At 69.1% G+C, this 26,483-nt stretch carries 25 protein-coding genes; 17 read left to right on the top strand and 8 right to left on the bottom strand.

Going from position 1 to position 26,483, the window contains the following annotated elements:
- Window positions 1–10 precede the first annotated feature (10 nt).
- Both QSK25_RS39370 and QSK25_RS39365 read left to right on the top strand, forming a co-directional pair.
- A complete protein-coding gene (locus tag QSK25_RS39370; RefSeq protein WP_285646108.1) occupies window positions 11–553 on the top strand; it encodes an RNA polymerase sigma factor in 543 nt (180 codons plus the stop codon).
- Entirely contained in the window at window positions 546–1,412 is an 867-nt protein-coding gene (locus QSK25_RS39365; protein ID WP_285646105.1) for a hypothetical protein, read from the top strand. Before QSK25_RS39370 ends, QSK25_RS39365 begins: the two co-directional genes overlap by 8 nt.
- On the opposite strand, the gene QSK25_RS39360 is transcribed toward QSK25_RS39365, so the two are convergent.
- Window positions 1,397–2,722: a serine/threonine-protein kinase gene (locus QSK25_RS39360; protein WP_285646102.1), complete on the bottom strand. Its 1,326-nt coding sequence runs from the start codon at window positions 2,720–2,722 to the stop codon at window positions 1,397–1,399. The genes QSK25_RS39365 and QSK25_RS39360 overlap by 16 nt on opposite strands.
- Before the next feature lie 69 nt (window positions 2,723–2,791).
- Here QSK25_RS39360 and QSK25_RS39355 point away from each other — a divergent pair, with 69 nt between their 5' ends.
- A complete protein-coding gene (locus QSK25_RS39355; protein WP_285646100.1) occupies window positions 2,792–3,748 on the top strand; it encodes a magnesium transporter CorA family protein in 957 nt (318 codons plus the stop codon).
- Window positions 3,739–4,518, top strand: a complete 780-nt coding sequence (locus tag QSK25_RS39350; RefSeq protein ID WP_502881943.1) for an enoyl-CoA hydratase/isomerase family protein — start codon at window positions 3,739–3,741, stop codon at window positions 4,516–4,518. The genes QSK25_RS39355 and QSK25_RS39350 overlap by 10 nt, the downstream gene beginning before the upstream one ends.
- A gap of 227 nt (window positions 4,519–4,745) precedes the next feature.
- Here the strand turns inward: QSK25_RS39350 and QSK25_RS39345 are convergent, their stop codons facing one another.
- Window positions 4,746–4,979 (bottom strand): hypothetical protein, encoded by a 234-nt coding sequence (locus tag QSK25_RS39345; protein WP_285646096.1) that lies wholly within the window; start codon window positions 4,977–4,979, stop codon window positions 4,746–4,748.
- A gap of 10 nt (window positions 4,980–4,989) precedes the next feature.
- Here QSK25_RS39345 and QSK25_RS39340 point away from each other — a divergent pair, with 10 nt between their 5' ends.
- Window positions 4,990–5,889, top strand: a complete 900-nt coding sequence (locus QSK25_RS39340) for a right-handed parallel beta-helix repeat-containing protein (RefSeq protein ID WP_285646094.1) — start codon at window positions 4,990–4,992, stop codon at window positions 5,887–5,889.
- Window positions 5,890–6,288: 399 nt separating this feature from the next.
- On the opposite strand, the gene QSK25_RS39335 is transcribed toward QSK25_RS39340, so the two are convergent.
- Window positions 6,289–6,744, bottom strand: a complete 456-nt coding sequence (locus tag QSK25_RS39335) for an SLATT domain-containing protein (RefSeq protein WP_285646092.1) — start codon at window positions 6,742–6,744, stop codon at window positions 6,289–6,291.
- Between the two features lie 35 nt (window positions 6,745–6,779).
- Between QSK25_RS39335 and QSK25_RS39330 the strand changes: the two genes are divergently transcribed.
- Entirely contained in the window at window positions 6,780–7,508 is a 729-nt protein-coding gene (locus QSK25_RS39330; protein ID WP_285646090.1) for a PIG-L deacetylase family protein, read from the top strand.
- Window positions 7,502–7,909 (top strand): hypothetical protein, encoded by a 408-nt coding sequence (locus tag QSK25_RS39325; protein ID WP_285646088.1) that lies wholly within the window; start codon window positions 7,502–7,504, stop codon window positions 7,907–7,909. The genes QSK25_RS39330 and QSK25_RS39325 overlap by 7 nt, the downstream gene beginning before the upstream one ends.
- 229 nt (window positions 7,910–8,138) lie before the next feature.
- Here the strand turns inward: QSK25_RS39325 and QSK25_RS39320 are convergent, their stop codons facing one another.
- Both QSK25_RS39320 and QSK25_RS39315 read right to left on the bottom strand, forming a co-directional pair.
- Window positions 8,139–9,434, bottom strand: coding sequence for a UDP-glucose dehydrogenase family protein (locus QSK25_RS39320; RefSeq protein WP_285646086.1), 1,296 nt, complete (start codon window positions 9,432–9,434; stop codon window positions 8,139–8,141).
- Window positions 9,434–10,765 carry a glycosyltransferase family 4 protein gene (locus QSK25_RS39315; protein WP_285646084.1) on the bottom strand — a complete coding sequence of 444 codons (1,332 nt, stop codon included), beginning with the start codon at window positions 10,763–10,765 and terminating at the stop codon, window positions 9,434–9,436. Before QSK25_RS39315 ends, QSK25_RS39320 begins: the two co-directional genes overlap by 1 nt.
- A gap of 110 nt (window positions 10,766–10,875) precedes the next feature.
- Here QSK25_RS39315 and QSK25_RS39310 point away from each other — a divergent pair, with 110 nt between their 5' ends.
- The 3 genes from QSK25_RS39310 to QSK25_RS39300 are packed head-to-tail and all read left to right on the top strand — an operon-like array spanning window position 10,876 to window position 15,952.
- Window positions 10,876–12,876 (top strand): glycosyltransferase, encoded by a 2,001-nt coding sequence (locus QSK25_RS39310; protein ID WP_285646081.1) that lies wholly within the window; start codon window positions 10,876–10,878, stop codon window positions 12,874–12,876.
- A 1-nt stretch (window position 12,877) separates the two neighbouring features.
- A complete protein-coding gene (asnB, locus tag QSK25_RS39305) occupies window positions 12,878–14,701 on the top strand; it encodes an asparagine synthase (glutamine-hydrolyzing) (protein ID WP_285646079.1) in 1,824 nt (607 codons plus the stop codon).
- 6 nt (window positions 14,702–14,707) lie between these two features.
- Window positions 14,708–15,952 carry an MFS transporter gene (locus tag QSK25_RS39300; protein ID WP_285646078.1) on the top strand — a complete coding sequence of 415 codons (1,245 nt, stop codon included), beginning with the start codon at window positions 14,708–14,710 and terminating at the stop codon, window positions 15,950–15,952.
- Here the strand turns inward: QSK25_RS39300 and QSK25_RS39295 are convergent.
- A complete protein-coding gene (locus tag QSK25_RS39295) occupies window positions 15,924–16,769 on the bottom strand; it encodes a glycosyltransferase (protein ID WP_285646071.1) in 846 nt (281 codons plus the stop codon). The two genes, QSK25_RS39300 and QSK25_RS39295, sit on opposite strands and share 29 nt — an antisense overlap.
- Before the next feature lie 109 nt (window positions 16,770–16,878).
- Between QSK25_RS39295 and QSK25_RS39290 the strand changes: the two genes are divergently transcribed.
- From QSK25_RS39290 to QSK25_RS39280, 3 genes are read left to right on the top strand one after another with little or no spacing between them, the layout of a single operon-like run.
- The gene (locus tag QSK25_RS39290) at window positions 16,879–17,904 is read left to right on the top strand and encodes a glycosyltransferase (protein ID WP_285646068.1); all 1,026 of its coding nucleotides are present in this window, start codon (window positions 16,879–16,881) and stop codon (window positions 17,902–17,904) included.
- The gene (locus QSK25_RS39285; protein ID WP_285646067.1) at window positions 17,901–19,352 is read left to right on the top strand and encodes a lipopolysaccharide biosynthesis protein; all 1,452 of its coding nucleotides are present in this window, start codon (window positions 17,901–17,903) and stop codon (window positions 19,350–19,352) included. The genes QSK25_RS39290 and QSK25_RS39285 overlap by 4 nt, the downstream gene beginning before the upstream one ends.
- Entirely contained in the window at window positions 19,349–20,542 is a 1,194-nt protein-coding gene (locus tag QSK25_RS39280) for a rhamnosyltransferase WsaF family glycosyltransferase (RefSeq protein ID WP_285646066.1), read from the top strand. Before QSK25_RS39285 ends, QSK25_RS39280 begins: the two co-directional genes overlap by 4 nt.
- 1 nt (window position 20,543) lies before the next feature.
- Here the strand turns inward: QSK25_RS39280 and QSK25_RS39275 are convergent, their stop codons facing one another.
- Window positions 20,544–21,509 (bottom strand): TolB family protein, encoded by a 966-nt coding sequence (locus tag QSK25_RS39275; protein ID WP_285646065.1) that lies wholly within the window; start codon window positions 21,507–21,509, stop codon window positions 20,544–20,546.
- 137 nt (window positions 21,510–21,646) lie between these two features.
- Here QSK25_RS39275 and QSK25_RS39270 point away from each other — a divergent pair, with 137 nt between their 5' ends.
- Together QSK25_RS39270 and QSK25_RS39265 are read left to right on the top strand one after the other, a co-directional pair.
- Window positions 21,647–22,537, top strand: coding sequence for a YveK family protein (locus QSK25_RS39270; RefSeq protein WP_285646064.1), 891 nt, complete (start codon window positions 21,647–21,649; stop codon window positions 22,535–22,537).
- Window positions 22,516–23,844 carry an O-antigen ligase family protein gene (locus QSK25_RS39265; protein ID WP_285646062.1) on the top strand — a complete coding sequence of 443 codons (1,329 nt, stop codon included), beginning with the start codon at window positions 22,516–22,518 and terminating at the stop codon, window positions 23,842–23,844. Before QSK25_RS39270 ends, QSK25_RS39265 begins: the two co-directional genes overlap by 22 nt.
- A gap of 77 nt (window positions 23,845–23,921) precedes the next feature.
- On the opposite strand, the gene QSK25_RS39260 is transcribed toward QSK25_RS39265, so the two are convergent.
- Window positions 23,922–25,103, bottom strand: a complete 1,182-nt coding sequence (locus tag QSK25_RS39260) for an HNH endonuclease signature motif containing protein (RefSeq protein WP_285646060.1) — start codon at window positions 25,101–25,103, stop codon at window positions 23,922–23,924.
- A 354-nt stretch (window positions 25,104–25,457) separates the two neighbouring features.
- On the opposite strand from QSK25_RS39260, the gene QSK25_RS39255 reads away from it, so the two are divergent.
- Both QSK25_RS39255 and QSK25_RS39250 read left to right on the top strand, forming a co-directional pair.
- A complete protein-coding gene (locus QSK25_RS39255; RefSeq protein WP_285646058.1) occupies window positions 25,458–26,192 on the top strand; it encodes a maleylpyruvate isomerase family mycothiol-dependent enzyme in 735 nt (244 codons plus the stop codon).
- The gene (locus QSK25_RS39250; protein ID WP_285646056.1) at window positions 26,189–26,479 is read left to right on the top strand and encodes a hypothetical protein; all 291 of its coding nucleotides are present in this window, start codon (window positions 26,189–26,191) and stop codon (window positions 26,477–26,479) included. The genes QSK25_RS39255 and QSK25_RS39250 overlap by 4 nt, the downstream gene beginning before the upstream one ends.
- Window positions 26,480–26,483: the final 4 nt, after the last annotated feature.

The following is a 26,483-nucleotide window of genomic DNA, read 5'->3' as shown; positions in this document are numbered from 1 at the left end:
CGCGTCCACTGTGATTCAGATCACTGCAACACGGAGCGGCGGGGAGCCAAGTGGGGACGTGATGTTCGCGGAGCTGTTCGACGAGCACGCCCACCCGCTGCACCGGTACCTGGCGCGGCGGGTGGGCGTCGACGTGGCCGACGACCTGGTGAGCGAGACCTTCCTCGCGGCCATGCGCGGCGAGGAGAACTACGACCCGGACAAGGGCAGTGCCGTCGGCTGGCTCTACGGCATCGCCACGAACCTGTTGCGCGGCCACGCCAAGCGCGAGGTGCGCCTGCTGCGCACCGCCGAACGCTACGGCGTCGACCTGGGGGTCGCCGAGTCCCTGGAACACACGGTGGTGACCCGCATCGACGCCCGCTCGCACCTGCGCCGCATCGCCCGTGAGCTGGCGCGGATGCCGCAGGCCGACCGCGACCTGCTGCTGCTCACCTCGCTCGCCGGGCTGAGCGTGCAGGAGGCGGCGGAGGCCCTCGACCTCAACCCCGGCACCGCCCGGTCGAAGCTGCACCGCCTGCGCGCGAAGCTGAAGGAAGTGGAACATGCGTGACGTGCTGGACGACGACCTCGCCGAGCTGTACCCGGCACGCGGCACCGACGACGTGCGCCTGGCCCGGTTGCGCGAGCAGCTCTTCGCCGAGAAGCCCCAGCCGAGGTCACGGCGCTGGATCGGCATCGCGGCGGCGGCCGCGGCGGTGGTCGTGATCGCCGGACTGGTGGTGTTCCTGCGGCCCGCACCGTTCGTCGAGGAGCCCGCGGAGATGCCCGGCGCTCCCGCCACGTCCCTCGTCGAGGCCTCGAACCTGATCAAGATGGCGAAACCGCGGGGCAAGGTGCGGCACGTCCGCTACGAGATCTGGGAGACGTTCACCGACCGGATCGACGGCGTCTGGCACGCCGCGCAGCTGGAGTTCTCCGTCGAGGTCTGGTTGCCGGTCGCGGACGGCCAGAAGGTGCGGGTCGAGCGCAAGCCGACCGGCCGCCAGCGCGCGCTGCCCGGCATCCCCGAGTCGCCCCCGGTGCGGCTGGAGGCGCAGTACTCGGGCCCGCCCCTGTGGGCCACCAACTGCCCCGTGACGCCGTGCAACGAGACGAGCCTGCTCTACCCGGTGAGCCGGGACCCCGGCGAGACGATCAGTTCCGTGTCGTCGGCGGTGCTCTCGCCGTTCACCCCGAACGACCGCAAGGCCGAGGTCTACCGCGAGCTCGCCACCCTGGACGGGGTGCAGTGGGTGGACGGCTCGGTGTTCGTGAGCGGAGGCAAGGCCTCGCTCCGCATCGACCCCGCCACCGGCGAGGCCGTCGGCTACGAGGTGCGCGAGACCGTCCCCTACAACCGGATGCCGATCGGCACGGTGCTGCTGTCCGTCTCGGTCGCCCGCGACTGGACCGATCAGCGCCCGTCGTAGGACCGGGGCAGGTACCAGGCCAGGGCGGCGCGCAGCTCGGCGACGTCGCGCTCGCGCCGCCTCCTGGTGCGCTCGTGGGCGATCGGGAACACCCGCACACCGCCGTGGTGCGCGCCGAAGAAGCGGCGCGGCGCCGGGTCCTTCAGCCACACGACGACCCACGGCCGTTTCTTGTGCGGCACCACGCGCACCCGTGCGAGCTCGTACCACCAGTACTGGTGGAACTTGCCGTTGCGGGTCGTGGCGATGCCCTCGCGGCTGATCTCGATGACCACCCTGCGACGGGCGGCGGCGCTGAAGTAGCGCACCGCGCGCACGACGAGCACGCAGAACGCGGCCAGCGCCAGCAGCTGCGTGGCGCCGTTGGCCTTGGCGGCCGGGTCGGCGATCGCGGCGGCCAGCAGCGCCGCGGCCAGGTTCAGCCCGCCCCACGCCATCGGCACGAACCGCGACGTCGAGAACGTCGCGGCGGCGGGCGTCATCGGCGCGGGCAGCTTGGTCGTCGGCGGCTTCGGCGTGACGACCTGCGCGAGCTGGCGCGTCACCTCGGCCGGTTCCGGGCGCTTGGCCGGGTCGCGGTGCATGCACTTCTGCACCAGCGGCCGCAGCCCCTTGGGCACGCCGTCGATGTCCGGCTCGCCGTGCGCGGCCTTGTAGAGCAACGTGGCCGTGGGGCCCTCGCCGAACGGGCCCTTGCCCGTCGCCGCGTAGACCAGCACGGCGCCCAGGGCGAACACGTCCGACGGGGCCGCGACCTCCTGGCCGGTGATCTGCTCGGGCGAGAGGAAACCCGGCGTGCCGAAGACCATGCCGGTCTCCGTCAGCGCCGTGTGCTCCATCGCGCGCGAGATGCCGAAGTCGATGACGCGCGGGCCGTCAGCGCCCAGCAGGACGTTCGACGGCTTGAGGTCGCGGTGCACGAGACCGGCGCGGTGGATCGCGGTGAGCGCCTCGGCCAGACCTTCGGCGAGTCGTCTCAAATGGTGCTCCGGCAACGGTCCGTGCCGCTCGATCGCCTCCTGCAGCGTCGGGCCGGGCACGTACTCGGTGGCCATCCACGGCCGGGCGGCGCGCGTGTCGGCGTCCACGACGGCCGCCGTGCCGGCGCTGCCGACCGCGCGGGCCATCTGCACCTCGCGGCGGAACCGCTCCCGGAACCGCGGGTCGTCGGCCAGCTCGGCGCGGGCGACCTTGACCGCGACCTGGCGTCCGTCGCTGCCTTGCCCCAGGTAGACCGTTCCCATGGCACCACGACCGAGCCTGCCGAGAAGCAGGTAGTCGCCTATGCGTTGTGGTTGGTCCACCTTCACCGGATCGAGGGTAGCGGGAACTCGGGCTCAAACCTCACATCTGAGTAGATCTACGTATCGTTGTCACCCATGGGTCGGACCCGCTTGTACCGCAACGGCGAACTCGTGGACAGGGACTTCCCGGTCAGCGAGATCTCCTGGCATCTCCAAGATCACTCCGCCGTGGTGTGGTTCGACCTGTGCGCGCCGTCCGAAGCCGAGACCGGTCTGCTGCGCGACGAACTGGGGTTGCACGAGCTCGCGATCGAGGACGCCTTCTCCGAACGGCAGCGCCCGAAGGTCGACCGCTACCCCACCCACCTGTTCCTGAGCGTCTACGCCGTCCGGTACGAGCAGCACGAGGTCAAGACGTGCGAGGTCGACGTCTTCGTCGCCAGGAACGCCCTCGTGACCGTGCGCGAGAGCGAGGACTACGACCTCGCCGGCGTGTTGCGGCGGTGGGACAGCGCGCCGCAGCTCGCGACGTCCGGGGTCGGGTTCCTGCTGCACGGGGTGCTCGACGACGTCGTGGACGGCCAGTACGCCGCCGCCCAGCAGCTCGACGACGACATCGAGTCGCTCGAGGACCGCATCTACGAGGAGAAGCCGCACGTCGGGCGCAAGGCGTTGCAGCTGCGCCGGGCCCTCGTGCAACTGCGGCGGGTGGCGCTGCCGATGCGGGAGGTGCTCGGGTCGTTGCTGCACCGCGAGCACGACCTCGTGGACGACGCGATGATGCCGTACTACCTGGACGTGAAGGACCACGCGCTGTTCACGGCGGAGCTGACCGAGTCGATGCGGGAGCTCGTGACGAACCTGCGCGAGGCCGAGGTGGCCGTGCAGGGCAACCGCCTCAACTCGATCATGAAGAAGGTCACCAGCTGGGCCGCGATCTTCGCGGTGCCGACGGCGATCTCCGGGTACTACGGCATGAACGTCCCCTACCCCGGCTTCGAGCAGAGATGGGGCTTCTGGGTGTCCACGCTGGGTATCTTCGCCCTCTCGTACGTCCTGTACCTGATGTTCAAGCGCCGCGATTGGTTGTGACTTTGAAGATCCACCTGACCCGCCGGGACGAGCTCGCGATCATCACGATCGACGCGCCGCCGCTCAACCTGTACTCCCTCGACCTCGACGCGGAGTTCCACGAGGCCCTGGACGAGCTCGGGGACGCGCGGGCGTTGCTGGTCAACGCCACGGGCAAGGTCGTGTCGGGCGGCGTCGACGTGTCGTTGTTCGCGCAGCAGGAGTACCGCGCCGAGGCCCAGCAGCTGTTCGACCGGATGCTGGTGCTGCCGCAGCGGCTCGCCGCGTTGCCGATCCCGACCGTGTTCGCCGCCCACGCGTTGTGCCTGACCTGGGCTTTCGAGCTGGCGGTGGCGTGCGACCTGATCGTGGCGTCGTCGTCGGCGCGGTTCGGGCTCGTGGAGAAGGTCGTGGGACTGACGCCGACGATGGGCGGCACGCAGCGTTTGGCGGCCCGTGCGGGCGTCGGTCGGGCGAAGGAGTTCGTGATGACCGGAGACCTTTACGACGCGGCGACCCTCGAACGATGGAATGTCGTCAACCGGGTCTTCCCCGACGAGGGCTTCGCGTTGGCGGCGGAGCAGTTCGCTTTGTCTCTGGCGACCGGCCCGACCCAGGCACACTTTGCGACCAAACAGGTGCTCGCGCATTTCGAGAACGGCGGCGTCCCGGAGGCCGACGCTCACGTCACGACGATCGCGGCGGCGTTGTACGAGACAGAGGACCTGCCACGCGCTGTGCACAGCTTCCTCACGGAGGGTCCCGGACGGGCGACTTTCACGGGTCGCTGATCTCACACATCAAAGAATCATATGGCTCGGTGATAAAACCGTGATCTACCTGCTCACACGGATGGAGCATTCCCCTCCGGACGGAAGATGATGTTGGGGCGCAACGGGTTCCGCTTGACTCCTCCGTTCGTCCCGTGCATCGTGCTGGTCGTTCAAAGGCCCCGTACGAACTCCGTCGCACGAGTTTTGTACACATTCCGCAACGGCCGACGACACAATTAGCGAGTTCACGGTCCCCCGTCGTGAGCGCGCGTGGAGGTAGAACCAGCCGTGAGACTGAGATTGGCCGTACTGCTGACCGGTGGTGTCATCGCGTTGGCCGCCTGCACCCCGACCAAGGCGGCCCAACCGACACCAGTGCCGGAGAGCACCAGCGCCACCTCGACCAGCACCCCCAGCAGTTCCTCCGCCGCCCCGAGCAGCTCGGCGGCACCCAGCAGCTCCGCCACCCAGACCGCCACGAACGGTCCCGTGAAGCCACCGGCCAACACCCCCGCCCCCGCGGGTTCCCCCGGCTGGAAGCTCACCCAGGCCAACACGGGCCTCGCCGCCCACGGCCTCAACTGCGACTCCCTGCCGGTCTACACCGGCTCCGGCTCCCCCGCGGCCGGCACCGTGATCTCCGGCAAGCGCATCGAGCAGCCCCTCACGCTCTTCGCCGGCAACATCACCATCGAGAAGTCCTGCGTCCGCCCCACCCGTGCGGGCGAGACCCAGCCGCTGATCACCACGAACGGCCCGTGCGGCAGCGACTCCTGCCAGGTCACCGGCGCCCCCGTGACGATCCGCGACTCGAACATCGACGGCTCGAAGCTCTCCGCCAAGACCATCGCCGGCTCCTGCGCGTTCCTCGGCGTGGGCACCCTGCAGCGCAACTACATCAGCGGCATGGGTTCCGGCATCTGCTTCTACAACACCGGCAGCTCCCTGAGCGGCCTCGCCGAGGGCAACTACGTCCGGGGCCTGCGCTCCGAGGGCGAGAGCCACAACGACGGCGCCACCGTCCGCGACTTCCCGCTGGACAAGAACGCGGGCCGCACCCTGACGTTCCGCAACAACCGCATCGACTGCTCCACCGGCAACGACACCGGCGCCCTGTTCATCCAGACCTACGGCGGCGACATCGACAACGTCACCGTCGAGGGCAACCTCCTCGAGGGCGGCGGCTACCAGCTCGGCCTCGAATCGGGCTTCGGCAACGTGTACGGCCGCAACATGAAGTCCATCAACAACCGCTTCACCGGCACCGGCTGGGGCGCGGCCTACGTGAGCCAGAAGGGCGCCACCGGCAAGTGGGCGGTCTGGCAGGACAACTTCCTGCACGACCCGAACGCGGCCGACGGCAAGGGCAAGCCGGCCGGCACCCCGTAGTACTCCCCTCGCAACGCCCTGGAGCCCTTCACCGCGACCCGGTTGCCCTCAACCGCGCGGCGAGGGGCTCCAGCGCTGTCGCGAGCTCGTCCAGTTCGGCGGCCAGCCGCTTCTTCGGCAGATGGGTTCCAGCAGCTCGAACATGCGGCGAGCGACGCGGGTCATGCGCCCATCCTGCCCCGCAGACGGGGTCGCCGAGCGCCAGGTTGCCGAGCGCCGGGCGGTGGAGCGCTGGACAGTCAAGACCAACGCAAGGCCGCAGGCGAGCCCTCAGTCTTGGCTGAACCGCCGAGCCGATGTGGTGACGTACGCACCCAACCCGACCACGTGCGCGTGGGATCGGGGCTCGTCTCGAGTCTTCGCACCCAACGCGGCCACTGCACCGGTGACCTGCTCACCTCACCCGTTGTCGCGGAACTTCAACCACCGCCCGCTCAACGAGTCCCAGATCTCCTGGTACTGCGCGAACATCTCCCCCACCTTCCCGGCATCGATCTGATCGGCCGGAGTGGACGCGACGTAGTACGCGAGATCGTCCTCCAGCCGGTGGAACCGATAGCTCGCCTCCTCCATCAGCACCCACAACGACCGCCAGGCGAAGAACGGCTCCAAAGCGGACACCACGGTCACCACCGCGACCAGCGAGAACGCCGTACCGGTCCAGGGGTTGAGGTTCTGGAGCCCCAGGATGATCGTGGACACCGCCGAAAGCACCAAAGTGGTCAGTCGGACAGTTACGGACTTCCACCTGAACCGCTGCTTGCGCGAGCGCGCGTAAGCATGCCCTCGGGAGATCTGCGACTGCAGGTGCTGTGCGAGTTCCAGCGGCTTCAGGCCGGACGGCAAGTCGGTCACCGGCAAGACAATAGTTTCGGGGTACCTTCCCCCGCGTGCAGTTCGATGGACCGAGAACCTTGCTGGCCGTCCACGCTCACCCCGACGACGAGTCGCGGTCGACCGGAGGAATCCTGGCCCACTACGCCCGCCAAGGCGTCCGGATCGTGCTCGTGACGTGCACCAGCGGCGAGTTGGGTGACATGCCGGACGGGTCGAAGCCCGGCGACCTCAACCACCACCCGCAGGCCGTCGCCGCACGGCGCAGGGCGCAGCTCAACGCGGCGTGCGACGTGCTCGGCATCACGGACCTGGAACTGTTGGGGTACCACGACTCCGGCGAGACCGGCCAGCTCCCGCAGGGCGCGTTCTGCTCCATCCCCGTGGAGACCGCGGCGGGGCGCGTGGCGGCGTTGATCGAGCACTACCGGCCCCAGGTCGTCGTCACGCACGACCACCACAACCCGCACCAGCACCGCGACCACGTGCACGCGGCACGGGTGGCGCACCTCGCGGTCAAGGAGACCGGGATCCCGGCGAAGCTGTACCTGGAGGCGCACGACAGCCTCGCGACGACCACCGTGGACACGTCCAGCGTGGCCGACGTGAAGCGAAAGGCTTTGTACTGCTACGAGAGCCAGTCGCTCATCGGGAAGCTGACGGCGCAGCAGCGGTTCGCGGCCGAGTCGTACATCCGCGCGATCGACACCACCGGCGCGAGCGTGCCGGAGACCGATCTCTTCGCGGGCATCACGCACCACGGACCGGATCTGCCGCGATGGTGAGAACGCTGCTGGTCGTGCTCGCCGACGACCTGTCCACCACCGCCGCAACGCTCGCCCACTACACCGCCCTGGGCGTCAGGACCGTGGTCCGCAGCGAGAACGAGAACATTCGACGCCAAGCGAAAGAACTCGGCGTCACGCACGTGGAGACGAAAGACCCGTACGACCTAATAGAACAATACGAACCCCAGGTCGTCGTCTGCGACCACAACGGACCGCTCAGGGAAACCAAGCTGGCGGTCTACCGGACGGGCATCCCGGCCAAGCTCTACCTCACCGCCACCGGAGGAACGACCAGCGTGGGGGCGTCCGCCGACCAGAAGCAGCACGACCACTACTTCCGAGACCTGGACCGGACGAACGCCCCGTTGCCGGAGACAGACCTGTTCGCGGGTCTCTAGAGCGGCAGCGCGGACAGCAGGCCGGCGGCCAGTTCGGACGCCTGAGCCAGCAGACCAGAAGCCTGGTGCACGAGACCGTGAACCATGTCCATGAGTCCAGCCACGGGAACCTCCCCGACAAGACCCGGCGGGCCAGTCCCACCGGGTGATGCCGGGAATCAAAACGCCGGCGCACGGGATGCGCGCGCCCAGTCACCCAATTGAGCTAAATGGACAGTCGCAAAAGGACTCAGCGACGCCCGAGCGACGTGCACGTCAGACCCGCGCGGCGCAGCACGTCCGGGTCCAAAAGGTTGCGCGTGTCAACGACAACGGGCTGCCGCACGGTCTCCGCGAGGCGCGCCCAGTCCAACGACCTGAACTCGGGCCACTCGGTCAGGACCACCAGCGCGTCGACGTCCTTCGCGGCCACGTACGGATCGTCCACAACGGACACCGCACCCAGGTCCGAGCCGCCCGTCAGCGCCGGGTCGTAGCCGACCAGCTCGGCACCCGCCTGCTTCAGCAACGCCGCCACCGCGAGAGCCGGCGAGTCGCGCAGGTCGTCCGTACCGGCCTTGAACGTCAGGCCCAGCAGGCCCAGACGCACGTGCGACAGCGAGCCGCCGCGCTTGCCGGTCACGGCCAGGCGGACCTTCTCGACCATCCGCTGGCGCTGGCGCTCGTTGGTGTCGATCGTGGCGCGCAGCAGGCGGAACTCGAAGTCGGCGGCGTCCGCGACCTGGAGCATCGCGTGCGTGTCCTTGGGCAGGCACGAGCCACCCCAGCCCGGGCCGGGGTTGAGGAACGCCTGACCGATGCGCTTGTCGTAGCCCATGCCCTCGGTGACGTCGGTGATGTTCGCACCGAGGCGCTCGCACAGTTCGGCGACCGCGTTGACGTACGAGAGCTTCATCGCGAGGAAGCAGTTCGCCGCGTACTTGACCATCTCGGCCGAGGCCGCGTCGGTCAGCACCGTCGGCGCGCCCAGACGCGCGTACAACGCCGCCACGCGCTCGGCCGCGTCCTGCTGGTCGCAGCCGACGACGATGCGGTCGGGGTTGAGGAAGTCGTGCACGGCCGAGCCCTCGCGCAGGAACTCGGGGTTCGACACGACGGCCACGTCGTCGCGGCGCAACAGCTCGGCCGTCCGCAGCGAGGTGCCCACCGGCACGGTCGACTTGTTGACGATCACGCAGCCCGACGGCAGCAGGTCGCGCGTCTCGTCCACAACGGACTCGACGGCCTGCAGGTCCGCGATGCCACCGACACCCATCGGGGTCGGCACGCACAGGAACACGACCTCGGCGTCGGAGACGGCCGCGGAGGCGCCCAGCACGAACGACAGGCGACCGGAGGCCAAACCCTCGGCGACGAGTTCGGCGAGACGCGGTTCGAGGATGTCGACCTCGCCGCGCGAGAGCCGCTCGACCTTCGTCGCGTCGACGTCCGCGCACACCACGCGGTGGCCCAGCGAGGCGAGGCAGGCACCGGTGGTCAGACCGACGTAGCCGGTGCCGACGACAGCGATCCTTCTGACGAACATCATTCTCCCGTTCGGTTCACGGCGAACGCGCGGAGCACGGCGTCGTCGCTCACGTCGATCATCTTGTTGCCCCACTGGTCGACGCCGGCCACGAGTTCGGGACGGCCGTCGGGGAACGGGCCGCGCGAGACGAAGCCGGTGAGCCCGTCGAACACACCCACGTAGTTCTCGGCCTGCGGGCGCCAGTCGAGCACCGACTCGCACCGGCGGCGGCCCTCGAAGCCCAGGCGCGCCCGGCGTTCCGCGTCGTCGAGCAGGTCGAGCAACGCCGTCGTGAAGCCCTCGACGTCACCCGGTTCGACCAGCACGGCGCACTCGCCCGCGGACACCACGGTCTCCTGCAACCGGTACGTGACGACCGGCAGCGCGTAGGCCATGTACTCCATGGTCTTGTTCATAGTGGACACGTCGTTCAAAGGCGACAACGGATCCGGGCCCAGTCCGACGGAGGAAGTCGACAGGTAGCGGGTGATCTGTTCGGGCCCAACCCGTCCGGTGAACTCGACGTACGGATCGAGCCCCCAGGCCGTGGCCTGCTTCTTCAGGTCTTCCAGGCAGTCGCCGAAGCCCAGCAGCGCGAACCTCACATCGGTGCGCCCGCGGTCGAAAACAACTCTCCGTGCGACTTCGAGGACCCCGTCGACGCCGTCCTGCGGTCCCATGATTCCGAGATAGGCCACCAAGTGTTTGCCGCCGCGTCGGAGTTCGTCCACGCCCTCGACAGGCCTCATCACGGTGGTGTCGGGACCGGAGCGCACGACGGTGGTGTGCTCGGGCGGCACGGAACCCCGCGTCCACGCGATCTTCTGGTACGAGGTGTTGGTCGACGTCACCCGGTTGGCCGTGCGGAACGTCCGCCGCTCCAGCCACTTCAAGATCCGGTACTGCACCTTGCCCGCGAACCCCTTGGGCTCACCGAAGCGCGACAGGAACACCTCGGGGTTGAGGTCGTGGTGGTCGAAGACGAACTTCACGCCACCGAGCCGCCACAGCAGCGCGAGCGCCCAGTAGGTGTCCGGCGGGTTGCACGCCTGCATGACGTCGAACCGCCTGCGGCCCCGCACCTTCACGCTCAGCAACGCCGTGCGCACCCAGCAGTACAGGAACTCCCAGGCGTAGCCCAGCGCACCCTCGGCCTGGGGCGGCGGAGCGTACTTGTAGATGTGCACTCCGTCGAGGAGTTGGTAGGCGGGATCACCCGGACCCTTGGGGCAGATCACCGAAACCTCGTACCCGGCGTTGGTCAGGGCGCGGCATTCCAGCCACACCCGGCGGTCCAACGGGACGGGGAGGTTCTGCACGATGATCAACACGTGAGGCGATGACGTCACGCTCTGGTTCTCGTTCCGGAGGGCAAAACGGTTACACCTGGCGCGAATCTCGTAACGGAGGTTGCAAAACACTCGATGTACGCGCAGAGGCCCCAAAGCGAGGAGCGGTTGTGGAGCGGTCACCTGTCGCGGTGGTCATCGTCACTTACCAGAGCGAACAGGTCATCGGCGGTTGTCTCGACTCGCTGCCGGATGACGTGAAAGTGATCGTCGTAGACAACGCTTCCACCGACGGAACTGTGGCGGCCGCCACTCGCCCCGGCGTGGAAATAGTGCGCAGTCCGGTCAACGGCGGTTACGCCGCCGGTGTGAATTTGGGCATCAAAGCGGCGGAAGGACACGACGTCCTCGTCCTGAACGCCGACATCCGGTTGCACCCAGGAGCCGTGGAATCACTGCGCGCCGCGGACAAACCGATCGTCGCGCCCAAGCTCGTGGACGAAACCGGCGCGCTGTCGCTCTCGCTGCGCCGCAAGCCGACCGCACCGGGCGCTCTCGCCGAAGCCCTCGTCGGCGGTGGCCGGGCAGGCGCCATCGGCCTCGGCGAGACCGTCACGGACGCCAAGGCCTACCAGGGCGCCCACCACGCCGACTGGGCCACGGGCTGCGCGTGGCTGGTCAAGCGCGAGGTCATCGAGCGGCACGGCCTTTTGGACGAACGCTACTTCCTCTATTCGGAGGAAACCGAGTACATGATCCGGGCCGGCGGCGTCTGGTTCGAGCCGCGCGCGGTGGTCACGCACATCGGCGGCGAGGTCTCCACGAACGCCCGGCTGTGGTCGATGCTCACCTCGAACAAGGTCCGCCTGCACCGCGAGCTGCACGGCGGGTTCGCCGCCGCCCTCATGTGGCTCGCCATGGTCGTGAACGAAGGGCTTCGCGCGCGGTCGCCGAAGCACCGCACCGCGTTGAAAGGGCTGTTCAGCATGCGCCGCTGGCCGGAGGAAGTCGCCTCCGAGGGACCGAGCTACCTGTGCTTCTCCGCGCAGGACTGGTGGTACCACAACCGCGCCCACTCCGACTTCCAGCTGCTGCGCCGGGTCGCCAAGCACCGCAAGGTCTTGCTGGTCAACAGCATCGGTCTGCGGATGCCGTCGCCCGGCAAGAGCACGCAGTTCCTGCGCCGCATCCTCCGCAAGGCGGCGAGCGTCGCGAAGCTGGTCCGCCGGCCGATCGAGGACACGCCGAACTTCTACGTGATGACGCCCGCTCCCCTGCCGTTCTACGGCAAGCCGTGGCTGCGCAAGCTGAACTCCGTGCTGGTCCGCGCGCAGGTCAAGGCCGTGTGCTTCTTCCTGCGCATGGGCACGCCCGTCGTCGTCGCCACGATCCCCACCGCGTGGGACGTCGTGGCACCGATGAAGACCAAGGGCCTGATCTTCAACCGCTCCGACCGGCACTCGGCGTTCCCCGAGGCCGACCAGGGCACGATCGCCGCGCTGGAGAACCAGCTGCTGTCCAATTCGGACACCGTGCTGTACGTGAGCCGCGCTCTCCAGGAAGAGGAGTCCGCGCTCACCGGCGACCGGGCGCACTTCCTCGACCACGGCGTGGACGTCGACCACTTCACCCGCCGCACCGAACTGCCCGCGGACATCGCGAGCATCCCCGGCCCGCGCATCGGCTTCTTCGGCAGCCTCGACGACTACCTCGTCGACTTCGACCTGATCGAGAAGGTCGCGCAGGAGTTCCCCGAGGCGTCCGTGGTGCTGATCGGTGACGCCACGTGCTCGATGGAGCGCTACGCCAAGTACCCCAACGTGCACTGGCTCGACTTCCGCAGCTACGAGCAGATCCCCGGCTACGGCAGCGGGTTCGACGTGGCGCTGATGCCGTGGCTCGACAACGACTGGATCAAGCACGCCAACCCGATCAAGATGAAGGAGTACCTGGCCCTGGGCCTGGCCGTCGTGTCGACGGACTTCCCCGAGGTCGAGCGGTACGGGGACGTCATCCGGATCGCCAGGGGCGACGCCGACTTCATCGACCAGATCCGCCTCACGCTCAAGGACGGCGGCCTGAAGACCCCGGCCGAGCGCCGCAACGCCGTGCTCGCCGCCTCCTGGGACTCCCGCGCCCGTGAGCTCATGCAGATCGCGGAGGACCGCTGACATGTGCGGCATCGCAGGCATCAGACGGTTCGACGGCGCGCCCGTCTCGCGCGAGGTCCTCGCCGAGATGGCGAAGCGGCTGCACCACCGCGGCCCGGACGACAGCGGGTTCTGGAGCGACGGCTCGATCGGCTTCGCGCACACCCGGCTCTCGATCATCGACCTGGCCGGGTCGCCGCAGCCGATGGCGGGCGCGTCCGGCACGACGCAGATCGCGTTCAACGGCGAGATCCTGAACTACCGGCAGCTGCGCGAGGAGCTGTCGTACCCGTTCCGCACGAACGGCGACACCGAGGTCCTGCTGGCGCTGTTCGAACAGCACGGGCCGTCCGCCGTCGCCAAGCTGCGCGGCCAGTTCGCCTACGCCGTCCACGACTCGCACACGGGTGACACGCACCTGTTCCGCGACCGGCTCGGCATCCTGCCGCTCTACTACTACGCCGACGCCAAGATGTTCGCGTTCGCGTCGGAGATCAAGGCGCTGCTGCCGGCGATCGGCGCGGCCGAGGTCGACCACGAGTCGTTGCACGACTACCTGGCGCACCGCTCGGTGCCCGCGCCGTACACGCTGGTCCGCGGCGTGCGGAAGGTGCCGCAGGGCCACCACCTGGTCGTCACGGCCAAGGGTGCCGTGCGGACCGAGCCGTACTGGGAGCTGCCGCGCGAGTCGGAGATCCGGTCCGTGACGCCCGAGGAGGCCGTGCGGCTCGTGGACGAGGCCCTGACGGCCTCCGTCCGCGACGCCCTGGTCGCGGACGTACCGGTCGGCGCCTACCTGTCCGGCGGCGTCGACTCGTCGCTCATCACGGCCCTGGTGGCCCGGGAACGCGGTGACGCGGAGCTGCACACGTTCTCCGCCGGCTTCGGCGACCCGCGGGTGGACGAGATCCACCACGCCGAGAAGGTCGCGAAGCTCGTCGGCAGCAACCACCACAACGTGATCGTGACGGCCGACGACTTCCGCGACAGCTGGGCCAAGCTCTCCTGGCACCGCGACGCGCCGCTGTCCGAACCGGCCGACGTGGCCGTGTTCCGGCTCGCCGAACTCGCGCGCAAGGACGTCAAGGTCGTGCTGTCCGGCGAGGGCAGCGACGAGCTGTTCGGCGGCTACCCCAAGTACCGCTTCGCCCAGGCCACCCGCCTCGCCGGGTTCGCGCCGTCGGCGGCGTTGAAGCGCATCGAGAAGGCGCTGCCGGCGTCGAAGGCACGGCTGGGCATCGCGCTGCGGGCCATCGCCGAGCCGTCCTACGCCGAACGCATGCGCGGCTGGTTCGCCCCGTTCACGGTGTCCGAACGGGCGACGCTGCTCGGCGGGCCCGCCACACGCTCGGTGCTCGCGCCGTACGAGAACGGCCGCGGGGACGCGTTGCGGCGCATGCTCTACGCCGACTCGCACACCTGGCTCGCCGACAACCTGCTCGAACGCGGCGACCGGATGTCGATGGCGGCGTCGCTGGAACTGCGCCCTCCGTTCCTCGACCACCGGGTGGCCGAGCTCGCGTTCTCGTTGCCCAGCAACGTGAAGGTGCGCGGCGGCACGACCAAGTGGGTGGTCAAGGAGGTCGCGCGCCAGCACCTGCCGGCCGACATCGTCGACCGGCCGAAGTCCGGCTTCAAGGTGCCTCTCGACGCCTGGTTCCGCGACGGCCTGCGGGACATGGCCTACGACCTGCTCACCGGCCCCACGTCGTTCGTGAGCAAGTCCTTCGACCGGGCCGCGGTGCGATCGCTGCTCGACGACCACGACTCGGGTGACCGCAACGAGCAGCCGCGCATCTGGACGCTGCTGTCCCTCGAGGTGTGGCACCAAACGCTCAGCTGGTAGGTGTCCATGTACGTCGCGTCCTCCCGACCGTCCAAGACGGACTTCCGCAAGCGGTTGCCCGGCACGGTGTTCGCGCTCGGCACGGTCAGCCTGCTGACCGACGTCTCGGCCGAGATGATCACCGCGTTCCTGCCGGTGTACCTGCTGTTCACGCTGAACCTGGGCTACGCGCAGTTCGGCCTGCTGGACGGCATCTACACCGGTGCCACGGCCGTGCTGCGACTGGTCGGCGGTGGTGTGTCGGACAAGTTCCGCAAGCCCAAGGCCGTCGCGGCCGCGGGGTACGGGCTGTCGGCCGTCACCAAGGTGTTGTTCCCGCTGGTCGGGGCGTCGCCGTTCGGCATCGGCGCGCTGATGGCGGCGGACCGGGCGGGCAAGGGCATCCGGACGGCGCCGCGCGACGCGATGATCTCGCTCGCGACGCCGGAGGACCGGCTCGGGGCGGCGTTCGGCGTGCACCGCAGCATGGACACGGTCGGCGCGCTGCTCGGCCCGCTGATCACGTTCCTGCTGCTCTTCCAGATCGGCACGGTGCCGGGGCCGATCTTCGCGGTGTCGGCGGCGTTCGCAGTCATCGGGTTGATCGTGCTGATCGCGTTCGTGCGGGACACGCCCACGGGCAAGGTGCCGAAGGGGCCGCGGCCGTCGTTCCGCGCGGGTCTCAACCTGCTCACCGACAAGCACTTCCGGCGGACCACGCTGAGCGCCGGCCTGCTCGGGCTCGCGACGGTCTCGGACGCGTTCGTCTACGTGCTGGTGCAGAAGGCCACGAACATCCCACTGGGCTACCTGCCCCTGCTCCCGCTCGGCACGGCGGTCGTCTTCCTCGCGGCCGCCGCGCCGCTCGGGAAGCTCGCGGACCGGGTGGGGCGCTGGCGGATGTTCCTCGCCGGGCACGCGTTGCTGCTGGGCGTGTACGCGCTGCTGTTCATCCCGGAGGGCGGGATGGGTGTGGCGATCGTCGCACTGCTGCTGCACGGGCTGTTCTACGCGGCGACGGACGGCGTGCTGTCGGCCAAGGTGAGCGAGACGGCGCCGGAGTCGTTGCGCGCCTCGGGGCTCTCGGTCGTGCAGACCGGGCAGGCGCTGGGGCGTCTCGTTTCGTCCGTCGCTTTCGGACTGCTGTTGCAGTACTCGAACTTCTCGCTGAGCGTCACGGTGGCGCTCTGCGCGCTCACCGTGACGCTGATCGCTGCTTACGGACTCAACCGCGAAACCGGGATCAACCGCGAGACGCCAGCTTCTGCTTGATCTTCTCGAAGCCGCCCTTGCCGAGGACCTTCATGGCCGCGTTCTTGGCGGCGACGCGCCCGGAGTCGCGCACGAACCGGATCGGCTGGTCGACCAGCCGGTCCTGGGCCACGGCCAGCGTGCCGGGCTCCGGCACGTCGTCGAGCGCGTCGCCGAACGAGGCCTTGTAGGGCTCGGGCGAGACGAGCCGGCCGCGCGTGCGGTTCGACACGTTGCCGCCGTGCACGACCTGCAGCCAGCCGGGCGCGCCCTCGAGCTCGACCACCGGGAAGTGCAGGTGCATGTGGTTGTGCCAGTGCGCCCAGCAGGTCACCGGCTCGTCCCAGGACTCGCGGACGGAGACGAACGCGTTGTGCCGGTCGACCCGGTGGTAGAGCCCACCCGGCGACTTGATCAGACCGTTGACCAGGTAGTACGCCGCGGTCGTGGTCGGGCGCGGGGCGGCGCAGAGGCGTTCCACGAAGTCGACCGCGAGGCCGTCGTCGTTGTCGAGGTTCGTGGTGATGAGCTCGTCGCCGACCTGACCGAAAAGCGAGCGGATGTCCGATCTGAGCTCTTCCCGCGACACTTCCGGACGGTAAACGGGCGTGTACGCGTCACCGTGTGAGGCGATTTTGTCCTTGAGCCATTGCGGTGATTCGGGGTCGAAATAGATGAGCCAACGCGTCCGTTTGTCCGTCTGCGCGAGCACCGATGGCAGGCAGTAGCGCTCGAACAGCGCAACGCGCTCGGTCAGCCATCCTTCCTTTGCCCGGACGTAACTTTCGGCGCCCTTCGACGGCAGGTTGAAGCGCGTCAGGATGACGTGGTCGGCCATGACTCCCCTTACTCCGGTCACCCCTACATCGTGCGTCGGACCCGAAACGTTGCGGCGCTAACGAATGCGCGGGGATACCGATAGCTAGGTTGTGCCAACGCTTCCCACAGTGGACGTCGTGATCCCCTGTTACAACTACGCCCACTTCCTGCCGACCTGCGTCCGCAGCGTCCTCGACCAGCCGGGCGTGGACGTGCGCGTGCTCGTGATCGACGACACGTCCTCGGACAACACCCCAGAGGTGATGGCCGAGCTGATGGCCGCCGACAAGCGCGTCGAGGGCTACCGGCACGAGGTGAACAAGGGCCACATCGCCACCTACAACGAGGGCCTGCTGGACTGGGCGACCGCCGACTACACGGTCCTGCTGTCCGCGGACGACCTGCTGGCGCCGGGAGCGTTGCAGCGCGCCGCCGCGGTGTTCGAGCAGAACCCCGAGGTGGGCATGGTCTACGGCCGGGTCGTCTACTACAGCGACCACGACGCGTTGCCGAAGATCACCCAGCTGCCGGTCACGTCGAAGGTGTGGCGCGGCGAGGAGTGGATCGAGAACCGCTTCCGCAGCAGCCGCAACGTGATCTCCTCGCCCGAGGTCGTGGTGCGCACGAAGGTGCAGCAGAAGGTGGGCGGCTACCGCGCCGACCTCCCCCACGCGGGTGACCTGGAGATGTGGCTGCGGATCGCGGCCGTGTCCGACATCGGGTACGTGTCGGGCAAGCCGGGCGCGTACTACCGGGTGCACGAGAACTCGATGATGCGCACGACGTTCAAGTCGGTGTTCGCCGACCTGGAGCAGCGCCGTGACGTGTTCGACCTGGTGCTGGCCGAGAACCCCGGGCTGCCGGGCCGGTTGCGCTCGATGGCGCGCAGGGCGATCGCCGCGGACGCGTTGTGGCGCGCGGTGCGGCTGCACGACCGCAACCAGCTCGACGGCACCGAGACCGAGTTGCTGGAGTTCGCCCGCGAGACCTACCCGGAGCTGGAGACGCTGCCGGAGTACCGGGCGTTGCGGCGGCGCAAGAAGTTCAGCCCCGAGTTCCTCAACAAGACGCAACTCTTCCTGGCCCCGCACGCCCTCAAGAGGGCGAAGTTGTGGGTGGGCACGCAAAAGTGGAAGTGGCGGGGCGAGTGGTGAGCACCGTCGAGCAGGACACCGGTCAGCTCGAAGGCCGGGTCTCCTCGGCCATCCGCTGGAGCGCCGTCAACTCGCTCCTGCAACGCCTCGCCGCCGTCGGCATCAGCATCCTGCTGGCCCGCCTGATCGCCCCCGAGCAGTTCGGCGTGTTCGCGGTCGCCCTGGTCGTGCTCAACATCGTGCTCAGCGTCTCCGAACTCGGCGTCAGCGCGGCCCTGGTCCGCCACAACGGCCCCGTCGAGGAGATGGCCCCGACCGTCACGACGCTCTCGCTGGCGTCGGGCGGTCTGCTGGCGTTGATCTGCGTGGTCGGCGCGCCCTGGTTCTCGAACGCCATGGACGCCCCCGAGGCCACCGGCGTCATCCAGCTCATGTCCGTCGCGCTCGTGATCGCCGGCGCGACCGCGGTGCCCGGCGCGATGATGCAGCGCAACTTCCGGCAGGACCACAAGTTCTACGCCGACACGGCCGCGTTCGTCTGCGGCACGGCGGTGGCCGTGGTGCTGGCGATCATGGGCTTCGGGGCGTGGAGCCTCGCGTGGCAGCGGATCGCGCAGAACCTGTCCGCCGCCGTCATCATGTTCTGGCTCACCAAGGACCGGTTCCGGCCGGGCTGGAATTCCGGGCAGGCGAAGGAACTCCTCGCGTTCGGCTTACCGCTCGCGGGGTCGAGCCTGCTCATCTTCGGCGTGATGAACGTCGACTACATCGTCGTCGGCGCCGTCCTCGGGACGGTGCCGCTCGGTTTCTACCTGCTGGCGTTCAACCTCGCGAGCTGGCCGGTGGCGGCGTTCAGCGCCCCGGTCCGCAGCGTGTCGCTGGCCGCGTTCTCCAAGGTGCGCGAAGACCCCGAGCTGTTCCAGAAGGCGTTCGGGCGCGCGCTCGGGCTGCTGGCACTCGTCACCGTTCCCGCCTGCGTGCTGCTCGCGGCGCTGGCCGAACCGCTGATCCGCGTCGTGTACGGCGAGCGGTGGGCGCCCGCGGCGGCCGCGCTGGCGCTGCTGGTGCTGCTCGGCGCGGTGCGGGTCGCGCTGGAGCTCGGGTACGACTTCCTCGCGTCGGCCGGGCGGTCCAAGGCGATCCTCGTGATCCACCTCGTGTGGCTCGGGGCGCTCGTGCCGTTGCTGGCGCTCGGCGCGCACCTCGACGGCATCCGCGGGGTGGCGGCGGCGCACGTCGTCGTGGCGGTGCTGATCATCACGCCCGCGTACCTGATCACGTTCAGGCCGTACGGGATCAGGGCGGGGGCGCTCGGCGTCCGGCTGCTGCGGCCGTTCCTCGGTGGCGTGGTGATGGTCGCGGTGGTGCTGGCGGTCCGGAACGTGATCGACAGCGAACTCCTCCAGATCCTCGTCGGCGGAGCGGCGGCGTGTCTCGCGTACGCGGCCGTGGTGTTCCCGATGCGGCACGAAGTCATTGCGGTGCTGAAGAAGAGAGCAGGCGCGTGAAGCGGCTCAGGCAGGTCACGAAGATCGTCCGCGAGCAGGGCGCGAAGCAGCTCGGTGCTCGGTTGCTCACGGCCGCGTCCCGCCGGCTCGGCGTCGAGGGCGAGGAGTTGCCCGTCCGGCTGGAGGACGTGCGCAGGGCCGACGTGGAGCAGCGCAAACCCCTCGTCGTCCCGCCGATCCCGCACGACGGCAGGCTCACGGTCAACTGGGTCACCACGCCCCCGTCCAAGGGGTCCGGCGGCCACACCACCATGTTCCGGCTCATCCGGCACCTGGAGTCGATCGGCCACGACTGCAAGCTCTACCTCTACGACACCTTCGGCAACACCGTCGCCGACCTCGAACCCGGCATCAGAGCGGCGTTCCCGTTCTTCCAGGGCGAGATCCACGACGTCACGGACGGCATGGCGGACGCGCACGCGGTGTTCAGCACGGCGTGGATCACCGCTTACCCGGCGTTCAACGACCCGTGCGCCGGCAAGAGGTTCTACCTCGTGCAGGACTACGAACCGTGGTTCTACCCGCAGGGCGGCCTGTACGCGCTGGCGGAGAACACCTACCGGATGGGCATGCACGGCTTCACCGCCGGGCGGTTCCTCGCCGACAAGGTGCGCGACGAGCACGGCATGCCCGCCGACCACTTCGACTTCGGTTGCGACGCCGACCGGTACAAGCTCGGCGACGACCGGCGCGACGGCATCGTCTTCTACGCCCGAAGGAAGGCCCCGCGCCGGGCGTTCGAACTCGGCCTGCTCGCGCTCGAGGTGTTCGCCCAGCGGCATCCGGACCTCAAGATCCACGTGTACGGCGAGAAGATCGGCCGGATCGGACCGCAGTTCGTCGACCACGGCCTCGTCACACCGGACGAGCTGAACGCCATCTACAACCGTTGTTTCGCCGGGTTGTCGCTGTCGATGACCAACGTGTCCCTGGTGCCGCACGAGATGCTCGCGGCCGGATGCATCCCCGTGGTGAACGACGCGCACTTCAACCGCGTAGTCCTGGACAACGACCACGTCCGGTACGCGACGCCCACCCCGCACTCACTGGCGCGTGCGTTGTCCGAAGTGGTCACCACGCCCGACTTCGACGCGACCGCCCGCGCGGCCGCGTCCAGTGTGGAGGGACGGTCCTGGGATGCGGCAGGCCATGAACTCGAGAAGGTGCTCCGCCGCGAACTCGCCACGTGACCTACATGACGGGCGAGGGCGACGTGGCCTCGGGGATCAGCACCCGCGCGGGCTGCGACCCGTCGGCGGGCGCGACGTGAACCGCGGGCAGCTTGGCGTCCTTCGGCACGGCGGCGAACGCGAGTTCGGAGGCGTTCAGCCACGTGGCCTGGTCGTCGACGCCCGCGGTGCCCGGCAGGCGCTTCTCCTCGCCGGTGGCGAGGTCGAGCACCGCGAGGTCCCACGGCCCGAGGCGGCCGATGCGCTTTTTGTAGGCGACCTTCGTGCCGTCCGGCGACAGCGACGGGCATTCCGCGTCACGGCGCAACGACGTCACGGCCTTGGCCGCCAGGTCGCCCTTCACCAGCCAGGTGAAGCCGCCGCTGGCGAGCGTCGCGTAGAACGTCCTGTCGTCCGAACCGACGGTCAGGCCCCAGTAGTTGGTGTCACTGGCCGTGAGCGGTGCACCCTCCACAGTGGCGGCGAAGTGCTCGAGCGACTCGGCCGTCTCCCCCGTGCGCAGGTCGTAGAAGCCCGTCCGGGTGGAGAACCCGCCGGGCACCGAGTACGAGTCGCCGGTGACGAAACTGGTCCACGACACCACGTTCCCGGACTGCGAGACCTTCGCGCGGCTCGGGATGCCCGGCAGCCCGATGGACTTCACGACCTTGCCACCGCGGCTCACCTCGGCGGCGTAGGTCGGCCCGGGCCCGGAGAGCTTGAGGCACACGCTGGTGCCGCCGGCGGCGTAAAACCGCTGGCAGGCCAGCTCGGTCGGGGTGCGGGTGCCGCCTTCGGCGAGCTTCTCGACCCGGCTCTGGCCACCCGCGAGGTCGACGAAGAGGAGATCGCCGGTCTTGGCCTGCGACACCTGTTCGGCGCCCGCAGGCTGCTTCGCGTCAGTGGCCGCTGTCACGACGTAAGCCGTTGTGCCACCGATGACCACGAGAATGGCCGCGACGGTCACGGTCAGACGTCCTGCACGCATGCTGCCTCCTGGATTCTCCTCCTTCATCGCTCGTCAGCTACGGCCTGTAACAGTTGGCAGCTCACCCCGATTTTCCTAGCAGGCGATACCCTACGAACAGTGCGTTCGCAAGACCGAGCCGCGGATCGGGGATTTTGATGGACTTCTGGGGAACCGTACGAGTGCTGCGGCGGCGGTGGTACATCGCCCTGCCCGCAGTGCTGCTCACGGGGATCCTCGCGCTGTACGTCTACATCACCGTGCCCACGCGGTACGAGTCGAGCGGCGTGCTGGTCCTCACCTCCCCCGCGGCGGGCGGCCGCTACACGGCCAACACCAAGCCCGAGGACGTCGTCAAGGTCAACCCGCTGCTGCAGTTCGACGGCAGCCTCACGACGACGGCGCAGATCCTCACCCAGATCCTCGGCGACCCGAAGACCGCGGAAGAGCTGGCGGGCAAGGGCTCCACGTCCGTCTACACCGCGAACACCGGCCCGGTGGGCGGCCCGCTGCTGTTCATCACGACCGAGTCGGACTCGGCCGAGTCGGCGGAGGCCCTCGTCGGCAAGGTGCTCGACAAGACCGTCGCGGAGCTCGCGGCGCAGCAGAAGGCGTTGAGCGCGCCCGAGCAGACGTTCATCACGGCGCAGGTCCTGGTGAAGCCGACGACGGCGTCGGCCAAGATCGGCGGCAAGGTCCGGTACGTCGGCGCTGCCACGGTCGTGCTGCTGCTGTTGACGCTCGCGTCGACGTTCGCCGCCGACTCGATCATGCTCAGGGCGAAGCGCCGCAAGGACGGCAAGGACGCGAAGGGCAAAGAGGACAAGGACGACACCGGTCCGGCACCGTCCGAGAAGGACACCACGCCGGCTCCCCTGCCTCCGGTCCGCCCGCAGCCGCAACCCCAGCCGCACGGCAACGGCAACGGCGGCCCGCCGCCGAACCAGCCTCAGCGCCCGATGCCCCAGGGCATGCCGAACGCGCACCAGAAGACCGTCATCATCGCCGCTCCCAAACCTGACCCGGCATGGCCGACGAAAGACGACTGACCGCCCAGCGCGCCGACGGCGCCACCCTGCTCATCTTCTACATGGTGGCGCTGCTGGTCGTCCCGGCCAGGTTCACGATCGCGTTCGTCCCGATCACGCTGCCGCCCGCGTTGTTCGTGGCGATGTGCCTCGCGGTCGTGTGGTTCGCCGCGCACCTGGTCGACCACCTCGGCATGGCCAAGGGTCGCAACGCCGTCCGCACGATCCTCGCGGTCTACGTGATGCTGCACCTCGCCACCTACGCGCTGGCGACGCGGCGCTACCTGCCGATCGACGAGCTGTCGGTGTCGGACTCGGCGCTGATCAGGATCGTGTCGATGTCCGCGCTCGCCGTGTTCATCTGCGACGGCGTCCGCAGCGGTGAACGACTGAGCCGCGCGCTGCGGGTGATGGTGGCGTGCCTGACGGTCAGCGCGTTCGTCGGCCTGTTCCAGTTCGGTCTGGGCCTGGACCTCGCCTCGTACATCACGCTGCCGGGCCTGCGCGTGCAGGACAACGGCTACTCGGCGCTGGAGTCCCGCTCCATCTTCTTCAGACCGGCCGGCACCGTGAACCACCCGATCGAGTTCGGCCTGGTCTGCGTGCTCGGCGTCCCGTTCGCCGCGCACATGGTGTTCCGCGCCAAGGACAAGGGCGAACCGGTCGGCCGCTGGTGGCTCGCGCTGTCGTTGCTGGCGCTGATGTCGATCCTGTCGCTCTCGCGCACCGCCATCCTCGGCCTCGTGATCACCGGCATCGTGATGGCGATCCTGCTCCCCCGCGAACGCGGCCTGCCCCTGCTCGGCGTGGGCGCGGTGTTCCTCGGCGGCGCCTCGGTCGTCGTGCCAGGCCTGTTCGGCACGGTCACCTCGATGTTCTCGAACATCGAGGACGACCCGTCGTTCCAGGGCCGCACCAAGGACTACGACGGCGCGTGGCTGGAGATCGCCAAACACCCGTGGCTCGGCCGGGGCTTCGGCACGTTCCTGCCGTCGAAGTACACGATCCTCGACAACCAGTACCTGCTCACGATGATCGAGAACGGCTACCTCGGCCTGATCGCGTTCGTGCTGCTGTTCCTGGGCGGCATCTTCGCTGCTTTGAGGGCCCGCGCACTGTCCCGTGACGAGGACGTGCGGGGCATCGCGATGTGCCTGGTGGCGGCTTTGCTCACGTCGGCGCTGGGTGCCGCGACGTTCGACGAGCTCGCGTTCAGCGTCGCTACCGGGATGACGTTCATGCTGATCGGGGTGTCCGGGGCGTTGCTGCGAATAGCCAAGCGGGAGGCGGACGACCGGAAGGCGGCGGAGGTCAGCTCAGCCAGCTGACCAGGCTGCGTCTCGTCCTCGGTTCGGGCAGCGCGGCCTCTGACGTGTTCGCGGTGCGCGGCAGCGTCTTCTGAGGTTCAGGCGGCGCGGATCTCGTTGGTTCTCGGCCTTCGGAGCGGGTCGATGAACGCCGGAGGGCGGAAGGCGGGGCGGCCTTCGAGCATCTGGATCTGCCACTGCGAGTGGTGTGCCAGGTCATGGTGGCGGCGGCAGAGCAGGACGAGGTTGGCCGCGTTGGTCTCGCCGCCGTCGGCCCAGAACCTGATGTGGTGTGCTTCGCAGTGCTTCGGTGGCCTGGTGCAGCCGGGGAAGGCGCAGCCCTTGTCGCGCGCCACCAGGACTCGCCGCAGGCCGGCGTTGATCGTGCGGGTCTTGCGGCCCACGTCGTAGATCTGGGAGCGGCTGCTGCCCAGCACGGCCGGGATGACGGCCGCGTCGCAGGCGATCCTGCGGACCCGGCTCATCGGGAGGCGGTCGCCGTTGTCCAGCAGAGCGGTGCCGATGCCCTCGCGGAGCTTGTCGTAGTCGACGGTGACGGTCAGCTGGACCCGGTCGCCGCCGTGGATCCGGTCGCCGCTTCCGCGCAGCGCCAGGTCGGCCACCTCGCACAGGGCATCGCCCTCGCGCTCCGGCGCGAACCTCAGGTCACCGGGCTCCGGCTTGGCCAGCGGGTCGATCAACGCGTCCAGCTTCGCCCCCGTCTCGGCGTCCAGATCGGCGGACAGCAGGTACCGGCCTGCCTTCCACTGACGCCGCAGGGAGTTCCTCGGCTGGACCGGCTCCGGCTCACGAGGTTCCGGACCGTCCTGGTCCAGCCGGTACGCCAGCTCCGTGCAGAACGCCCTCGCCGAACGAGGTTCGTGCTGGAGCGCGTAGGCGACGACGTGCTCCTCCGCGACGGAGGGCAACCCCGCCATCGCCTCGGCCAGCACCTCGACGTGGTCCTCGGACAACTCTCCCGCGGCCATCGCGTCCGCCACCCCGGGCAGCGCCGGGGCGAGCAGCGAGCCCGTCGGCGTGATCGAGGGGCACAGGGCCCGCGCCTGCTTCACCCTGCGGCGCGAGACCTTGGGGTCCCAGCGCAGCGCGTGCTTGAAGACCTCGACCAGGTCCTTGTAGCCCAGCGCTTGCGCCGCGCCCTGCTGATCGAGCGCGCCGATGAGCTGCAGGACCTGGAACTGGAGCTGGTTGACCGCGCGGACCTTCCGCTTGAGCTCGTCGAGGAGCTCGAGCGGCGTGGAGAGTCCGAGTGCTGTCATGCGTTCATCGTGGCATGAACACGTGTTCGAATTCCATGCCACGATCGGATGAAGCCGCAGGTCAGACCCTATGGCGCCGTGCGCGACACACGGCGCCATAGGGCTCGCCGTTTTCACCCGTGGCGTGGACCGACCCCGCTCTTTGCGGGTCGCGCGGTGCGACTCAGCCCGCCGACATCCCTCAAGCTGCGGAGTTCGTCGCGCAGGTCGCGCCTGCACGCGGGGGAAGTGATGGCAGTCATCGCCGGACGCCGGGCGCCAACTGCCGGAAGACCTCCACCGAACAGCTCGTACGGGCGAAACGGGCGCTAAAACCGTTGGCAGCCCGATGAACGCGGGTGATAGACAGCAAACGTGCACACCCCCATGCCGTTCCCCGACCTGCTCCGCCTGATCGAGGAACGGACCGCCGCGTTCTGCGCCACGATCGCCACCGCGCCCGACCTCGGCGCCCAGGTCCCCACCTGCCCCGACTGGACGCTGTTCGACCTGGTCGGGCACCTGGGCGACGGCCGCCGCAAGTGGGCGGGCATCGTCACCCACGGCCTCACCGAGCGGACGCCGGTCGAGGCTCCCCGCGAGGGCCTGCTGGAGTGGATGACGGAGTCGACGCGGCTGCTCGTGACCGCACTCGAGAAGGCGGGCCCTGACCAGGAGTGCTGGGGCTGGTGGGGCGAGTCGCAGTCGTCGCTGACCGTCGCCACCGCAGCCCGCCGCCAGCTGCACGAGGTCGCCGCCCACACCTACGACGCCCAGCTCGCGGTGGGCGCCCCGCAGCCGATCCCGGCCGAGATCGCGGTGGACGGCGTCGACGAGTTCCTGATGACCTGCTTCTCGACGTCGAGCCCGTGGCCGCACGCCCCCGCCGTCGTCGACTACCACCTGACCGAGGGCGGTCAGTGGCGGATCAAGCTGTCCGCGGAGGGCGCGCGCGTCGTCGAGCTGGACGGCACCGCGCCGGACGCGACGGCCGAGGGCGCCGCCCACGACTTCCTGATGGTGTTCTACGGGCGCGGCTCGTTGGAGCCGTTGAAGGTGGACGGGGATGTGCGGGTGCTCGAGCAGCTCGGCGAATGGGTGCCGGAGTGATCGACACCCACGAGGCCGACGGCCTCCGCCAGGCCAACCTGCGTCATCTGCTCAACCAATGGGACCCGATCGGGGTCGCCGATGTCGTCGACGACGAGTACGACTGCCTGCTCGCCCCGCTCTGGGACGAGCTCACTCACGGCGCCACCCGCACATCGCTGTCGGAGTTCCTCTGGTTCGAGGTCCAGGACCACTTCGGCCTCGATCCCGAGCTGTGCGGCACCGACGCGTTCGCCGAACGGTTGCTCGTGCTGGCGGCCGCTTGGAGGGATCAGGACCGCCCCTGACACG

Origin of the sequence: Lentzea sp. NBRC 102530 (assembly GCF_030269365.1) — a bacterium.
Taxonomy (GTDB): Bacteria; Actinomycetota; Actinomycetes; order Mycobacteriales; family Pseudonocardiaceae; genus Lentzea.
The sequence above is the reverse complement of the archived record's forward strand: the minus strand, read 5'-3'. Positions and strand labels throughout refer to the sequence as shown.

Bases quoted from the DNA above. Each gene is read 5' to 3' on its own strand.
- QSK25_RS39365 (WP_285646105.1), top strand. From the start codon at position 546: ATGCGTGACGTGCTGGACGACGACCTCGCCGAGCTGTACCCGGCACGC.
- QSK25_RS39355 (WP_285646100.1), top strand. From the start codon at position 2,792: ATGGGTCGGACCCGCTTGTACCGCAACGGCGAACTCGTGGACAGGGAC.
- QSK25_RS39325 (WP_285646088.1), top strand. From the start codon at position 7,502: ATGGTGAGAACGCTGCTGGTCGTGCTCGCCGACGACCTGTCCACCACC.
- QSK25_RS39320 (WP_285646086.1), bottom strand. From the start codon at position 9,434: ATGTTCGTCAGAAGGATCGCTGTCGTCGGCACCGGCTACGTCGGTCTG.
- asnB (WP_285646079.1), top strand. From the start codon at position 12,878: ATGTGCGGCATCGCAGGCATCAGACGGTTCGACGGCGCGCCCGTCTCG.
- QSK25_RS39300 (WP_285646078.1), top strand. From the start codon at position 14,708: ATGTACGTCGCGTCCTCCCGACCGTCCAAGACGGACTTCCGCAAGCGG.
- QSK25_RS39295 (WP_285646071.1), bottom strand. From the start codon at position 16,769: ATGGCCGACCACGTCATCCTGACGCGCTTCAACCTGCCGTCGAAGGGC.
- QSK25_RS39275 (WP_285646065.1), bottom strand. From the start codon at position 21,509: ATGCGTGCAGGACGTCTGACCGTGACCGTCGCGGCCATTCTCGTGGTC.
- QSK25_RS39270 (WP_285646064.1), top strand. From the start codon at position 21,647: ATGGACTTCTGGGGAACCGTACGAGTGCTGCGGCGGCGGTGGTACATC.
- QSK25_RS39265 (WP_285646062.1), top strand. From the start codon at position 22,516: ATGGCCGACGAAAGACGACTGACCGCCCAGCGCGCCGACGGCGCCACC.
- QSK25_RS39260 (WP_285646060.1), bottom strand. From the start codon at position 25,103: ATGACAGCACTCGGACTCTCCACGCCGCTCGAGCTCCTCGACGAGCTC.